The following is a 13,578-nucleotide window of genomic DNA, read 5'->3' as shown; positions in this document are numbered from 1 at the left end:
TCGCCATCGCAAACGCCATCATCAGGGACAAAACAACCTTCCGACGAACCACCTGACAAACACAGTTGCCAGCCAGACCAAGTCCTTGGGCTGAAGAGACGCTTCCAGCCGCGCCGCAGATGAAGCGTGGAGATTGCAGCCCTCCGATAGGCTTCCCCGGCAACGCGCACCGGGGTAGGAGCTGCTATACTTCGACTGCCAGCACCGCGCAGCAGTCGCCCGGCTTGATCAGCCCGGGATTATGTCTGGCCACGAGAAGGCCGTTCATCCTGGCTCGGACCTCCACCGGTTCGACACCCGTGCGTCCGATCGGATAGACCCGCGCAATCACCGCGTCGCGTGCGACCGCTTCGCCGAGGTCGACGAGAAACTCGACGAGCCCTTCATCCTCCGCGAAAGCGAAACAATCGTCGCTCGGCATGTCGAGCCACCGGGTGGATGCCGTCTCGACCTCGCCCTCGAGGATCCCGGCATGCTTCAGGACATTCACAACACCGCGTTTTGCGATCGAAGCTGTCCGGGCGGTTGCCGATCCGCCGCCTCCGAGCTCTGTGGTGACGAAGATCTTGCCCATCTCCTCGGCGGCCGTGTCGTACATTCCGACCGTATCGATCTCCAGCATCTTCATCGAATAGGGCGCCCCGAATGCCCGAACGAATTCGAAGGCCCTTTCCTCCTGCGCCTTGTCAGGCAGGACATGAGCCGCGCAGAAGGGCAGGAAGTCGAGCGTCTTCCCGCCTGAATGAAAGTCGAGCACGATGTCGGCGAGCGGCAGCAGGACACGCTGGAAGTAGTCCGCGATTTTTTGGGTGACCGTCCCGTCGGGCTTGCCCGGAAAGCTGCGGTTCATATTGCCCCTGTCGATCGGCGACGTCCGCGTCTGCGCCTGGAAGGCCGGGTAGTTCATTGCCGGAACGATGATCACCCTTCCCTCGACATCGGCGGCATCGAGCTTGCGGGCGAGATCGAAAAGCGCGATCGGCCCTTCATATTCGTCGCCGTGATTGCCGCCCGTCAGGAGGGCGGTCGGCCCCTTCCCGTTCTTGACCACGCTGATCGGAATCATCACCGAACCCCAGGCGGAATCGTCGCGGCTATAGGGAAGGCGCAGGAAGCCGTGCTGGATGCCATCCGCCTCGAAATCGACGGTGGCGCTGATCGGCGATGGCCGCAAGTGATGCTCCCTCATCCGTTCAGTCCTTGACCATCAGCTTGCGCGGCACGGAGGCAAGGCACTCGACGCCGCTCTCGGTGATGAGAATGCTTTCGGTCGTCTCGAAACCCATGTCCTCGAGCCAGAGGCCCGTCATGAAGTGGAAAGTCATTCCCGGCTTCAGTTCCGTCCTGTCGCCCGAGCGCAGGCTCATCGTGCGCTCGCCCCAGTCCGGCGGATAGGAAAGACCGATGGGATAGCCGGTACGGTTGTCTTTGACGATCCCGTATTTCTTCAACACGGAGAAGAACGCGTTCGCGATGTCCTCACAGGTATTGCCGGGCTTGGCGACTGCGAGCCCCGCCTCCATGCCTTCGAGAGTCGCCTTCTCGGCGTCGAGGAAGGCCTGGGTCGGCTTGCCCAGGAACACCGTGCGCGACAGCGGCAGGTGATAGCGATTGTAGCAGCCGGCGATCTCGAAAAAGGTGCCCTCGCCTCGCTTCATAGGCCGGTCGTCCCAGGTGAGATGCGGCGCTGAAGCCTCGACGCCGGAAGGGAGAAGCGGCACGATTGCCGGATAGTCGCCGCCGATGCCATCAACGCCCCGCGTGCCCGCATCGTAGATTTCCGCCACCAGATCGCATTTGCGCATGCCCACTTCGATCTTGTCGAAGATGCGCTGATGCATGGCTTCGACAATGCGGGCGGCGTTGCGCATATATTTGATTTCCGTCTCGCTTTTGACGGCACGCTGCCAGTTCACCAGCGCCGTCGTGTCGACGAAACGCGCATTGGGGAGGCGCTTCTGCAGCGACGCAAACGCAGCGGCCGAGAACCAGTAATTGTCCATTTCTACACCGATGCGGAGCGAACCGAACCCGCGGTCGGCGAGGATACCCGAGAGATAGTCCATGGGGTGACGTTCGGTCGACTGCACGTAGTGATCGGGGTAGCCGATGATGTTCTCGTGTTTGAGATAGGCGGTAAACTTCGCCCCATTGGCATCCTGGCCGCGGCCGAACCAGATCGGTTCGCCCGAAGGCGGTACGATGACCGCCTGATGTACGTAGAAGGACCAGCCGTCATAGCCTGTGAGCCAGGCCATGTTTGAGGGGTCGCTCACGATCAGGAGGTCGACGCCTTTCGCCTCCATGGCCTTTCGGGTCTTCGCGAGCCGCGCTTCATATTCCTCAAGGGAGAATTTGAGGTTGGGTTGGGTCATGTCTTTTCCCTCGTTCTTCCGGCCTCGTCTTTGGCAATGCCGGTGTCAGCTGTCGAATGTCGTACCTGCGTCCGCCGTGTTTGCCCGCGCGAAGGCGAGCGTGGCGATGGCGGTGTCCTGGATGCCGGTGCCGGTCAGGTCGGCAATAGTGATCTCCTCGGCCCGCGTGCGACCGGGCTTCATCCCGGCGATCACCTGGCCAAGTTCCGCAAATTCGGCCTCCGCCGGCACGAGACGGGCGGCGATCGCGTGATGCAGTTCGCCGAGCCGGCGGGTCTGCCTGAGGCTGTCGGCGACATAGGTGGCGCGGGCGAAGGCATGCGGGTCGAGCTCGTTCTTGTGCTCGGTGTCCGACCCCATGACCGTGACGTGCTGCCCCGGCTGAAGCCATTCGGCCTTGAGGACCGGCGTTTCTGACGGCGTGGTCGTCACGATGATGTCGGCCCCGCTGACGGCGGCTACGGGATCGACGACGGCGCTGACGGCAAAGCCGAGCTTATCGGTCATCTCACGCGCCGCCGCTTCGGCCTTGCCGGCGTCGCGAGCCCAGATACGCGCCTCCCGGATCGGCCGCACGAGGGCAAGTGCTTCGAGCTGCAATCCTGCCTGCATGCCGGCGCCGAAAACCGTGGCGATCGAGGCGTCTTCCCGCGACAGATGCCTGGCCGCGACCGCCCCAGCCGCCGCCGTACGCACGTCGGTAAGATAGCCATTGTCGAGCAGCAGCGCCTGCACCAATCCTGTCTTGCTGGACAGAAGCACCATCATGCCGTTGGTGCTCGGCAGCCCGAGCTTCGGGTTGTCGAAAAAGCCCGGACTGATCTTGATCGCGAAGCCGTCGAGACCCGGCACGTAGGCCGTCTTGACGTCCACCTCACCGCGATGCTCCGGTATGTCGAGCCTCAGGATCGGCGGCATCGCCACCGCTTTTGTGGCAAGCGCGTGAAACGCCTCCTCGACGCAGGCAACCGCTTCGCGATCGAGAGGCACGATGCTGCGCAGTTGCCTTTCGGTGAGTATCTTCATCCGTGTCATGCCGCCTCCCCGCGAAACGGATCCGCTTCGCCGTTCATCACGCGCAGGTGCAGGTCCATGTCGACATTGCGGCCCGACAGGATGATCGCGATCGGGCCGTCGATGTCCCTGATCTTTCCGGCAAGAAGCGCGGCGATGCCGACGGCGCCCGCCCCTTCCACGATCTCGCGCTCCTCAGCATAGGCATGACGCATGCCGGCAGCGATTTCATCCTCCGTCAGAAGGATGATCTCGTCGAGGAGTTCCCGGCACATGCGGAACGTGACGCGATTGTCCAGCCCTATGCCGCCGCCAAGCGAATCCGCCAGGCTCGGATATTCGTCGACGAGCACCGGCCCGCCGGCAGCGATGCTCGCCTGCATCGCCGCGCCGCGCTCCATAGTCAACCCGATGACGCGCGTCGCCGGTTTGCGCGCCTTGACGGCTGCCGCCACACCGGCGGCAAGCCCGCCACCCGAGACCGGCACAAGTACCGTCGATACATCCGGCATCTGCGTAACGATCTCAAGTCCGAGCGTCCCCTGCCCCGCAACGACCGCCGCATTGTCGAAAGGTGGCACCATCACGAGACCATTTTCGGCGACCAGCCGTTCGACTTCTACCTGCGCCTCGTCCTGGGAATTGCCTATTATCCGCACATGGGCGCCAAGGCGCCTGATTTCGGAAACCTTGTTCAGCGGCACCAGATGCGACATGCAAATCGTCGCGACCGAGCCCTCCGCCTTGGCCGCATGGGCCAGTGCCCGGCCATGATTGCCCGTCGACGCCGCGATTACGCCGAGTGCCCGGTCGCCGGGAGAAAGCGAAAGCACCGCATTGGTCGCGCCGCGCAGCTTGAAGCTGCCGGTCGTCTGGTGGTGCTCGAGCTTGAGGCCGACCGGCACACCAATGCGTTCACTCAAGGATGCCGAGTCTACCAGCGGCGTGGTCCGTACGCGGCCGGAAATGCGCCGCGCCGCCGCCTCGATGTCGTCTATCGTCACAGGAAGAGAAACGCTCACAGTCGTTCTCCTTCGAGCGGCAGCTCCATCAGCCGGCCGAGATGCGGGCGTGCTTCCTGGTCGCCGCAAAGACGCAGGCAGGCCCAGGCGGTGGCGTAATTGCTGCTGACGACCGGCTTCCCGATCGCCTGTTCGATTTCGGCGATTTTGACTGCCGCGCGCACAGCGGTGCAGGAGATGAAGAGCGCATCCGATTCCGCTGCTGCGGCTTCCTTCGCGAAGGCCACGATCTCCTCGGGCCGGATCCGCGCCATCTCGCGATCGTCCGTGAGACCCAGGCAGGTAAACCTGTCGATAGCGAATCCACGCTCAGCGAAATAGCCGGCCATGGGCCTGCTGGTCTCGATCGTGTAAGGGGTAAGAACCGAAATGTTCTTGGCGCCCAGAGCCCTCAGACCCCGGACCGAGGCATCGGTCGGCGTGACGACGGTCGCCCCCGGCTTCGCGGCTGTTATCGCCGCAGCCACCTCCTCGTCTCCAATGACCACGGAGGCCGAGGTACAGGAATACATGACGACGTCGAGGGTCTCGTCGGGCAGGATCAGGGCCGCGGCTTCGGTTAGCGACGGCTGCATTGCCCGCAGGTTCTCCGGCGTCACCGGATTGGCATAGGGGATACGGGTGACATAGACCCCGATCCGGTCCGATGCGACCATCCGTTGAAAATCGACCTCCGTCGTATGATCGGTGGCGAGGATGACGAGCCCGATCCGTCTATTGACGGGTCGGGCGTCGAGCCGCGGGCTCCGCGAGGCAAGCGATAGCGCAACGGGGGATTTCATCAGCGTTGCTCCACACGGGAATAACGCTCTTCCAGCCAGCGCAGGAACACGACCGAGATCAGGCTCATGATCAGGAAGAATACGCCCACCAGCGTCATCGGCTCGATATAGCGATAGTTGCTGTTGGCGATGCTCTTGGCCTGATTCATCAGTTCAAGCACGGTGATCGCCGACAGCAGCGGCGTCTCCTTGAACATGGCGATCAGGTAGTTTGCGAGGGCGGGAATCATCGGCGGGATCGCCTGCGGCAGGATGACGTGGATCCAGGTCTGGCGAGCGGTCAGGTTTGTTGCCTTGGCCGCTTCCCATTGTCCGCGCGGCACGTTTTCAATGCCGGCACGGTAAACCTCGGCGGCATAGGTGCCGTAGTGTATTCCGAGCCCGATGACGCCGGCGACCAGAGCAGGCAGGCGGATTCCGACGTCCGGAAGCACGTAGAAGATGAAGTAGAGCTGCACGAGCAGCGGCGTGCCGCGGATGAACTCGACGATGAAGCTCGTGGCGCGCGCGATCGGCTTCGGCGCAGTCATCCGCAGGATGGCGAAGACAAGGCCGATCACCGCGGCAACGACCGCGCCGAGCGCGGTGGCAAGAATCGTGATCTTCAGCCCCTCGATGAGGGTCGGCATGATCTGGCGGACGAATTCCCAATCCCATTCCATGATCAGACCCTCACACCGTCGAGGCCGCGACTGACGCGCCTCTCGAGCCAGCGCATGCCCATCGAGATCAGCCAGGCCATGGCGAAGTAAAGCAGCAGGATGGTCGCGAAGGGGATCAGCGTGCTGCCGGTTTGGGCGCGCACCACCTGAGCCTGAAAGGTCATGTCGGTGAGCGAAATCAGAGAAACCACCGCAGTTCCTTTCAAGAGCTCGATGGCATTGTTGCCGAAGGTCGGCAGCATCAGCGGGAGCGCTTGGGGCAGGATGATGTGGCGCATCGCCTGAAAACGCGTGAGATTGAGCGCGATGCAGGCCTCACGCTGCTCGCGGCCGATCGCTTTCACCGCTCCCCGCACGACCTCAGCGCCATAGGCGCCGACATTCAGCCCGAGAGCGAGCACACCTGCCTGCAGCGGCGTCAGCGTGATGCCGGCAAAAGGCAGGACGAAATAAGCCCAGAACAGTTGCACGAAAATCGAGGTGCCGCGGAAGAATTCTATATATGTGGTGGCGAGCGCACGAACGGCCATGAACCGGCTGAGCCGCCCGAGACCGGCCGCGAAAGCCACCACGACGGCCAGCGCCGAGCCCATGAGGGTCAGTTGCACGGTCACCCAGGCGCCCTGCAGGATCAATCCGATATAGCCGGACCAGTCGATCATCGTTTCGTTGTTCCAGTCAGAATTTGGGCCTGGTTGCCGCCGCCCACACCGCCTTCCCATCGCACGATGCGAACGGAAGGCGGCCGGGAACCCCAGCCGGGGCTTATTTCGCGGCGCAGAGCTTCTCGCGGGTGGTTGACATTGCAGCCTTGGCCGAGAAGCCATAGGGCTCGATGATCTTCGCGAATTCGCCCGATTCCTTCAGTTTGGCGAGCTCGACATCGAAGGCGTCGCGGAGCGCCTCGTCGCCCTTCTTGAAGGCCGCGCCATCGCAATAGACCGGCGCACCCTCGACCGGCGCGACAACCTCGATATTGGGGTCGTTCGCCTTGGAGACGAGATCGTTGATCGAAAGGACCGGAAGCGAATAGACGTCGATGCGGCCGTCCTGCAGCATCTTCATCCCGCTCTGGCCATCCGGTACCACGATGACGCGGTCGCGCGGTACGCCCGCTTCGAGCGCCAGCTTCTCCTCGGTACCACCGCCCGGCGCGCCGATCTTGGCGTCCGGATTGTCGGCGATGTCCTTGTAGCTCTTGAGACCGAGCGGATTGCCTTTCTTCAGCGCGAAGGCCTCGGCATCGCAGAGGATCGGCTCGGAATAGGCGACGGCGGCGCAGCGCTCCGGCTTCATGAAAAGGCCGGCGGTGATCGCGTCATGGCGGCCGGCCTGCAAGCCCGGGATCATCGCGCCATATTCGGAAATGGAGGCTACGACATCGGCGACGCCGAGCCGCTTGAAGACTTCGCGGGCAACATCCGGTGCTGCACCGGAGACCTTGCCGTCGGCTCCGACGGCGGTAAAGGGCGGTTCGTTGGCAATGGCAATGCGCGCGAAGCCCTGTTCCTTCAGCTCATCGAGCTTGTTCTCATCTGCCGTGGCAGGCGTCGCCGCAGCAACTGCCATCAATGCCGTGGCGCCTGCCGCCATCGCCATCCAATCTCTCAGTTTCATCGTTCCCAACTCCTCTGTTCTCTCGATGTTTTCCTTGAGGCAATGCCGGCCGTAAGGCTTAGACGCGGTGCCCTGCCGCTATGATCTTGCGCAGGAATGTCTGTGTGCGTTCCTGTTTGGGATGCCGGAAAATCTCTTCGGGCTTTCCCTCTTCCACGATCTTGCCGCGATCGAAGAAAAGCACCCGGTCGGCGAAATCATGGGCAAAGCCCATCTCGTGGGTGACGAGCAGCATCGTCATGTCCGTCTCTGCCGCGAGTTTGCGCATGACGTTCAGGACCTCCTCCACGAGCTCGGGATCGAGCGCGGAGGTGACCTCGTCGAAAAGCATGATCTTAGGAGAGAGCGCCAGGGCGCGAGCAATCGCAACGCGCTGCTTCTGCCCACCGGAAAGCTGCGCCGGCATGCTCTTGGCCTTGTCGGCGAGGCCAACCATGTCGAGCAGCTCCATCGCGCGTTTCTGCGCATCAGCGCGGGCCATGCCCTTTGTCAGCATCGGCGCCAGGGTCACGTTGTCGAGAACGCATTTATGGGGAAAGAGGTTGAAGTGCTGGAAGACCATGCCGATCTTCTCGCGCATCTTGTGGAGGTGCCGCTCGTCGGCGGGAACGAGGTTCCCCGCCTTCTTCACATGATAGAGCTCTTCGCCTTCGACCTGAATGAAGCCCTCGCTGATCGTCTCGAGCGTCATCAGAATACGCAGGATGGTCGTCTTGCCCGAACCCGATGGACCGATGAGCGCCAGCTTCTCGCCCGGCATCACCTCCATCGACAAACCGTCGAGCACAGTCAGAGGACCGTATCGCTTGACGATATTGTCGATGCGAATGATCGGCTGGGACATTCACGCCTCTCCCTTCGAGATTTCCGATGCGCTTGGCCGCTGAGCATTCAGGCGCCGTTCGTTGATGTCCTAACGATGATCCGGTTCCAAAATCATGTCAATCTCAATTATAATATCATGACAATTATTCGGAATATGCCTAAAAGCGGAGCATTCCCAGTCAAATGACGAGCAATAATGCCTCCGGCTGGCCAAGCGCCAGGGAGGCGACAATGCCAAGCCCGGACCTGAGTTCCTGCTCGGTCGTCGAGCCGAGCGATATTCTGACGGCCGGACGCCAGCCGCTGTCCGCCGTTCGGAAGGATGCACCCGGTGCGATCGCCACGCCGCGCAGGCGTGCCTGAGAGACGAAGGCGTCCTCCATATGACCTTCGGGCAGCGGCAGCCAGACATGCAGGCTCTGCGGGTGCGTGTGATGAGCAAGACTTCCGAGCACCTCCTTGGCGATCACATGGCGCGAGGCGAGCGCGCGGCGCTGCCAGTTCACGAGTTCGATCGCCGTGCCGTCGCTCACCCACTGCGTCGCGATCTCCGCAATCGCCGGAGTCGCCATCCAGTTGGAAACGAGATGCCTGTTGGCAACCGCGGCCACATAACGGTCGGGGGCCACCAGGTAGCCGATCCTGAGGCCGGGCACGGTTATCTTGGTGAAGCTCGTCACGTAGAGCGTACGCTCCGGAGCCAATGCGGCGACCGGGGGCAAGCGCTCCTCGACCAGGGGCCCGAGGATATCGTTCTCGATGATGGCGATGTCGTGCCGCCGCGCCACCTCCGCCAGCGCCGCCCGCCGCTCCGCGCTCATCAGGGTCGCGGTCGGGTTGATCACCGAAGGCTGCAGGAAGACCGCGCGAACCACGCCCTTGCGGCATGCCTCGTCCAGGGCATCCGGAATCATGCCGTCGCGGTCGATGGCGATGCCGTTGAGGTGGATTCCGAGATAGCTCGAAAGCGGCACCAGAGTGTGGTGACTGATCGCCTCGGTTGCGACGGTCGAGCCGGGCGGCGCCACGCTCATCAGCGCCACGGTCATGGCCGAAGTCGCACCGTTGGTCAGATTGATGTTGAGCGGAGAGACGTCCAGGCCGCAGCGTAACAGCCATTCAGCCGCGATGTTGCGGTGCCGCGGGAAGACCATGTTCGGACGAAAGGAAAGCGCCGAACTTGCAGGCAGGTTTTCGGCAAGCCAGGCAAAGCCCTGCCGCATCTTCTCCAGATGGTATTGCTCGCAGACCGGCTTGAGAATCGAAAGATCGATCAATTCGCCCAGACGCTCCGGCAGATAGGGCGGCTCCGGCTCGCGCGGCCGCGTCTGCACGAAACTGCCACGCCCGACCTCACCGGAGATCAGCCCGCGCCGGATGAGCTCGTCATAGGCGCGGCTTACCGTCTGAACCGAGAGCTTCAGATCGTCGGCAAGCTTGCGGTGCGTCGGCAGCCTTGCACCGTTCTGGAGCCTTCCTTCCTGAATGGCGCGGGCGAATTGATCCGCCAGCGAAAGATAGGCAGGGCGGCGCAGAAGTGTCGTGTCGGGCGTCCAATTTGTCATGATTTGAACAGTGATCAAAATCAGCTCAATTGACAATGCAAAAGTGAGCACCCAATGTCATTTCCTGACTTTGATATGACCAGCACCGACGGAAGGACCTGTTTATGAAGCTCGATGCGATCGACCTGCGCATTCTCGAGGCGATCCAGGCCGATGGGCGTATCACCAAATTGGCACTTGCCGAGAAGGCGGGCCTGTCGCCGACGCCCTGCTGGATGCGGCTCAGAAAGCTTGAGAAAGCCGGCATCGTCACCGGCTATCACGCCCGCGTGGCACTGAGGCGGGTGGCACCTGTCGCCAGCGTCATGATGGAGATCACGCTCGGCAACCACCGGCAGGCCGATTTCGATCGTTTCGAGCGGGCCATTGCCGCGATCCCCGAGATCGTCGCCTGCTGGTCCGTCGGCGGCGGGGTCGACTATATCCTCAAGATCATGACGGCGGACATCGACGCCTACCAGCGCTTGGTCGACGGGCTTCTCGAAAGGGAACTCGGCATCGATCGATATTTCACCTACATCGTCACGAAGACGGTCAAGGACGAGACCGTCCTGCCGCTCGGCTCGCTGTTGCCGCAAGCGTCGGCTGGGCAGGATTAGGCGACACCGGGCGCAGCCCAGGCAACGGCGCTCGAGATAGTCAATCTCTCCCCCCATTGCCCCCACTTTGGTCAAAGTCTCTCCCCTGCCCTGTCCGTTTGGACAATCTCTCTCCACAACGGTGGCACTCTTCTCTCAACAGTCGAGGAGAACCCTTATGACCGCCATTTTTGCGCGCACAGCCTTTCACGATGCGTTGAAAAAACTGAACGACCGCCAATTGCTGCGGGAGCTTGCCTATGTCGGCGGCCGCTGGGTTGCCGGACGGGAGGGTTCCAGCCTTGAGGTGAGCGATCCGGCCAGCGGCGCGTCACTCGCCTTCGTCGCCTCGCTCGACGCTGCACAGACGTCGGAAGCGATCGACGCGGCGGAAAAAGCGTTCAGCTCCTGGCGTAACATGCTGCCGCAAGCACGCGCTGCGATTCTGCGCAAATGGCACGGCCTCATGCTCGACGCCCGGGAGGATCTCGCTCTTTTGATGACCCTGGAGCAAGGCAAGCCGCTCGCCGAGTCGCGCGGCGAGATCGAGTATGCGGCTTCGTTCATCGAGTGGTATGCCGAAGAGGGCAAGCGCCTCAATGCCGAAAGCGTGACGAGCCATCTGGCCGATGCCGAAATGATCGTGCGACGCGAAGCACTCGGAGTCGTTGGCATCGTCACGCCCTGGAACTTCCCTTCCGCGATGATCACGCGCAAGGCGGCCGCGGCCCTTGCTGCAGGCTGCACCGTGGTGGCGCACCCCTCGTCCGAGACGCCCCTCTCGGCGCTCGCTCTGGCCGAACTCGGAGAGCGGGCCGGGCTTCCGGCTGGCGTCTTCAATGTCGTCACCGGCAAGGCGGCAACGATCGTCGGACGAATGTGCGAGGACGCACGGGTGCGCGCCATGAGCTTCACCGGCTCGACCGAAATCGGCCGCCTGATCGCCTCGCAATGCGCGCCGACGATGAAGCGGCTGGTGATGGAGCTCGGCGGTCATGCCCCCCTTATTGTCTTCGCCGATGCGAATGTCGAAAAGGCTGCCGATATTGCGATAGCCGCGAAATTCGCCACTTCCGGCCAGGATTGCCTTGCCGCCAATCGGATCTACGTCGAACGGCCCGTGCTCAAGGCATTCCAGGAAGCCTTTGCCGCGCGGATTGCCCGTTTGGAAGTCGGGTCCGGGATGGAACCGGGTACGGATATCGGACCGCTCATGCACGAACGTGCCGTCGCCAAGGTAGAGGAACAAGTTGCGGACGCATTGAAATCGGGCGCCAGGCTTTCCGCCGGCGGCAAGCGACACGCCGCCGGGCCGCTCTTCTTCCAGCCGACCCTTCTGACGGATGTGCCGGACGACGCGCTGATCATGCGCGAGGAGACCTTCGGCCCTGTTGCGGCCATCTCCGCCTTCGATAGCGAAGACGAAGTGGTCGCGCGGGCGAACGACACGGAATACGGGCTTGTCGCCTATGTCGTAACCGATAACGGCGCCCGCCAGATGCGGCTCGCCCGCGCCCTCGAATACGGCATGGTAGCGATCAATCGGGTGAAGATCACCGGTGGGCCGATCCCCTTCGGTGGCTGGAAGCAATCGGGCCTCGGCCGCGAAGGCTCCCGCCACGGCATGGAGGCTTTCACCGAACTCAAATATCTCTGCATCGACACCGCCGCCTGATCATTGCATTTCGACAAAAGTGCATAGCGGTTTGCATCCGGCATTGCGTAAAACTTGCGCTAGATTCATGAAAGGAAATACCATGCTCGAGAATAGCAACGAACTCACTGCCTGGGACCGCGACCACTTCTTCCATCCCTCGACCCATATGGGAATGCACGCGCGCGGCGAGACCCCGACCCGTGTGATCGGGGGCGGCGAAGGCGTCTACATAACCGATATTTCCGGCAAGCGGAGCCTCGATGCCTTTGCAGGCCTCTACTGCGTCAATGTCGGCTACGGCCGTCAGAAGATCGCCGATGCGATTGCGGAACAGGCGAAGAACCTCGCCTATTATCATGCCTATGTGGGCCACGGCACGGAGGCCTCGATCCGGCTTTCCAAAATGATTATCGACCGGGCACCGGAAGGCATGTCGCGCGTCTATTTCGGTCTGTCAGGTTCGGACGCCAACGAAACCAACATCAAGCTGATCTGGTACTACAATAACATTCTTGGCCGGCCGGAGAAGAAGAAGATCATCTCGCGCTGGCGGGGCTATCACGGCTCGGGCGTGATGACCGGCTCGCTGACCGGTCTTCACCTCTTCCACAATGCTTTCGATCTGCCGCGCGCGCCGATCCTGCACACCGAAGCACCCTATTATTTCCGCCGCCCGGACCGTTCGATGAGCGAGGAGCAATTCTCGCAATATTGCGCCGAGAAGCTGGAGGAGATGATCCTCGCAGAGGGTCCCGACACCGTTGCCGCCTTCATCGGCGAGCCGATCCTCGGCACGGGCGGGATCGTGCCGCCGCCGAAAGGCTACTGGGAGAAGATCCAGGGCGTTCTTCAGAAATACGATATCCTCCTGGTTGCCGATGAGGTGGTGACAGGTTTCGGCCGTCTCGGTACCATGTTCGGTTCCGACCACTACGGCATCAAGCCGGACCTCATCACCATCGCGAAGGGGTTGACCTCGGCCTACGCCCCGCTGTCCGGCACGATCGTCGCCGACAAGGTCTGGCAGGTGCTGGTAAAGGGATCGAATGAGCTCGGTGCCATCGGCCATGGCTGGACTTATTCCGCGCATCCGATCTGCGCCGCAGCCGGCATTGCCAATCTCGAGCTGATCGACGAACTCGGCATCGTGGAGAATGCCGGTACGACGGGCGCCTATTTCCGCGAAGAACTGCAGAAGGCTATCGGCGATCACCGCAATGTTGGCGAAGTGCGCGGCGACGGGTTGATGGCGGCGATCGAGTTCGTTGAGGACCGGGACGACCGCGCCTTCTTCGACCCGGGCCGCAAGATCGGGCCGCAGGTGGCAACAGCGCTCCTCGAACGCGGCGTCATCGGCCGTGCCATGCCGCAGGGCGACATTCTCGGCTTTGCACCGCCGCTCTGCTTGACGCGTGATGAAGCCGACATCGTCGTCAAGGCGGCGACCGATGCCATCCAGTCCGTATTCGACCGCTGAGGAG

General features: G+C 62.4%; 13 protein-coding genes. 3 read left to right on the top strand and 10 right to left on the bottom strand.

What is annotated here, in order from left to right:
- Nucleotides 1-184: 184 nt before the first annotated feature.
- The 10 genes from doeB to ehuR all read right to left on the bottom strand — a co-directional run bounded on the left by doeB (nt 185) and on the right by ehuR (nt 9,862).
- On the bottom strand, nt 185-1,189 hold the full coding sequence (doeB, locus tag FB009_RS30640; protein WP_011969328.1) for a N(2)-acetyl-L-2,4-diaminobutanoate deacetylase DoeB: 1,005 nt from the start codon (nt 1,187-1,189) through the stop codon (nt 185-187).
- Nucleotides 1,190-1,193: 4 nt separating this feature from the next.
- Entirely contained in the window at nt 1,194-2,375 is a 1,182-nt protein-coding gene (doeA, locus tag FB009_RS30635) for an ectoine hydrolase DoeA (RefSeq protein WP_011969329.1), read from the bottom strand.
- A gap of 45 nt (nt 2,376-2,420) precedes the next feature.
- On the bottom strand, nt 2,421-3,410 hold the full coding sequence (gene eutC / locus FB009_RS30630) for an ectoine utilization protein EutC (RefSeq protein ID WP_018010517.1): 990 nt from the start codon (nt 3,408-3,410) through the stop codon (nt 2,421-2,423).
- The gene (gene eutB, locus FB009_RS30625; RefSeq protein WP_011969331.1) at nt 3,407-4,411 is read right to left on the bottom strand and encodes a hydroxyectoine utilization dehydratase EutB; all 1,005 of its coding nucleotides are present in this window, start codon (nt 4,409-4,411) and stop codon (nt 3,407-3,409) included. The genes eutC and eutB overlap by 4 nt, the downstream gene beginning before the upstream one ends.
- A complete protein-coding gene (gene eutA / locus FB009_RS30620; protein ID WP_011969332.1) occupies nt 4,408-5,193 on the bottom strand; it encodes an ectoine utilization protein EutA in 786 nt (261 codons plus the stop codon). The genes eutB and eutA overlap by 4 nt, the downstream gene beginning before the upstream one ends.
- A complete protein-coding gene (gene ehuD, locus FB009_RS30615; RefSeq protein WP_011969333.1) occupies nt 5,193-5,855 on the bottom strand; it encodes an ectoine/hydroxyectoine ABC transporter permease subunit EhuD in 663 nt (220 codons plus the stop codon). Before ehuD ends, eutA begins: the two co-directional genes overlap by 1 nt.
- A gap of 2 nt (nt 5,856-5,857) precedes the next feature.
- Entirely contained in the window at nt 5,858-6,517 is a 660-nt protein-coding gene (gene ehuC, locus FB009_RS30610; protein WP_024312438.1) for an ectoine/hydroxyectoine ABC transporter permease subunit EhuC, read from the bottom strand.
- 103 nt (nt 6,518-6,620) lie between these two features.
- Nucleotides 6,621-7,472, bottom strand: a complete 852-nt coding sequence (gene ehuB / locus FB009_RS30605) for an ectoine/hydroxyectoine ABC transporter substrate-binding protein EhuB (RefSeq protein WP_011969335.1) — start codon at nt 7,470-7,472, stop codon at nt 6,621-6,623.
- 58 nt (nt 7,473-7,530) lie between these two features.
- Entirely contained in the window at nt 7,531-8,316 is a 786-nt protein-coding gene (ehuA, locus tag FB009_RS30600; protein WP_011969336.1) for an ectoine/hydroxyectoine ABC transporter ATP-binding protein EhuA, read from the bottom strand.
- Between the two features lie 160 nt (nt 8,317-8,476).
- On the bottom strand, nt 8,477-9,862 hold the full coding sequence (gene ehuR, locus FB009_RS30595) for a MocR-like ectoine utilization transcription factor EhuR (protein ID WP_050564339.1): 1,386 nt from the start codon (nt 9,860-9,862) through the stop codon (nt 8,477-8,479).
- Nucleotides 9,863-9,966: 104 nt separating this feature from the next.
- On the opposite strand from ehuR, the gene FB009_RS30590 reads away from it, so the two are divergent.
- From FB009_RS30590 to FB009_RS30580, 3 genes are all read left to right on the top strand, one after another.
- Complete coding sequence (locus FB009_RS30590) at nt 9,967-10,461, top strand: Lrp/AsnC family transcriptional regulator (protein ID WP_018209555.1); 495 nt, start codon at nt 9,967-9,969, stop codon at nt 10,459-10,461.
- Between the two features lie 157 nt (nt 10,462-10,618).
- Nucleotides 10,619-12,115, top strand: a complete 1,497-nt coding sequence (locus FB009_RS30585) for an NAD-dependent succinate-semialdehyde dehydrogenase (protein WP_011969339.1) — start codon at nt 10,619-10,621, stop codon at nt 12,113-12,115.
- A gap of 82 nt (nt 12,116-12,197) precedes the next feature.
- On the top strand, nt 12,198-13,574 hold the full coding sequence (locus FB009_RS30580) for an aspartate aminotransferase family protein (RefSeq protein WP_011969340.1): 1,377 nt from the start codon (nt 12,198-12,200) through the stop codon (nt 13,572-13,574).
- Nucleotides 13,575-13,578 lie beyond the last annotated feature (4 nt).

Origin of the sequence: Sinorhizobium medicae (genome assembly GCF_007827695.1) — a bacterium.
In the GTDB taxonomy this organism is placed as follows: Bacteria; Pseudomonadota; Alphaproteobacteria; order Rhizobiales; family Rhizobiaceae; genus Sinorhizobium; species Sinorhizobium medicae.
Note: the sequence above shows the minus strand (reverse complement) of the source record. Positions and strands in the feature narration are given on the sequence as shown.

What these genes read in the sequence shown, in the direction of transcription:
- doeB (WP_011969328.1), bottom strand. Translation starts at nt 1,189, where the DNA reads ATGAGGGAGCATCACTTGCGGCCATCGCCGATCAGCGCCACCGTCGAT.
- doeA (WP_011969329.1), bottom strand. Translation starts at nt 2,375, where the DNA reads ATGACCCAACCCAACCTCAAATTCTCCCTTGAGGAATATGAAGCGCGG.
- eutC (WP_018010517.1), bottom strand. Translation starts at nt 3,410, where the DNA reads ATGACACGGATGAAGATACTCACCGAAAGGCAACTGCGCAGCATCGTG.
- eutA (WP_011969332.1), bottom strand. Translation starts at nt 5,193, where the DNA reads ATGAAATCCCCCGTTGCGCTATCGCTTGCCTCGCGGAGCCCGCGGCTC.
- ehuD (WP_011969333.1), bottom strand. Translation starts at nt 5,855, where the DNA reads ATGGAATGGGATTGGGAATTCGTCCGCCAGATCATGCCGACCCTCATC.
- ehuC (WP_024312438.1), bottom strand. Translation starts at nt 6,517, where the DNA reads ATGATCGACTGGTCCGGCTATATCGGATTGATCCTGCAGGGCGCCTGG.
- ehuB (WP_011969335.1), bottom strand. Translation starts at nt 7,472, where the DNA reads ATGAAACTGAGAGATTGGATGGCGATGGCGGCAGGCGCCACGGCATTG.
- ehuA (WP_011969336.1), bottom strand. Translation starts at nt 8,316, where the DNA reads ATGTCCCAGCCGATCATTCGCATCGACAATATCGTCAAGCGATACGGT.
- ehuR (WP_050564339.1), bottom strand. Translation starts at nt 9,862, where the DNA reads ATGACAAATTGGACGCCCGACACGACACTTCTGCGCCGCCCTGCCTAT.
- FB009_RS30590 (WP_018209555.1), top strand. Translation starts at nt 9,967, where the DNA reads ATGAAGCTCGATGCGATCGACCTGCGCATTCTCGAGGCGATCCAGGCC.
- FB009_RS30585 (WP_011969339.1), top strand. Translation starts at nt 10,619, where the DNA reads ATGACCGCCATTTTTGCGCGCACAGCCTTTCACGATGCGTTGAAAAAA.
- FB009_RS30580 (WP_011969340.1), top strand. Translation starts at nt 12,198, where the DNA reads ATGCTCGAGAATAGCAACGAACTCACTGCCTGGGACCGCGACCACTTC.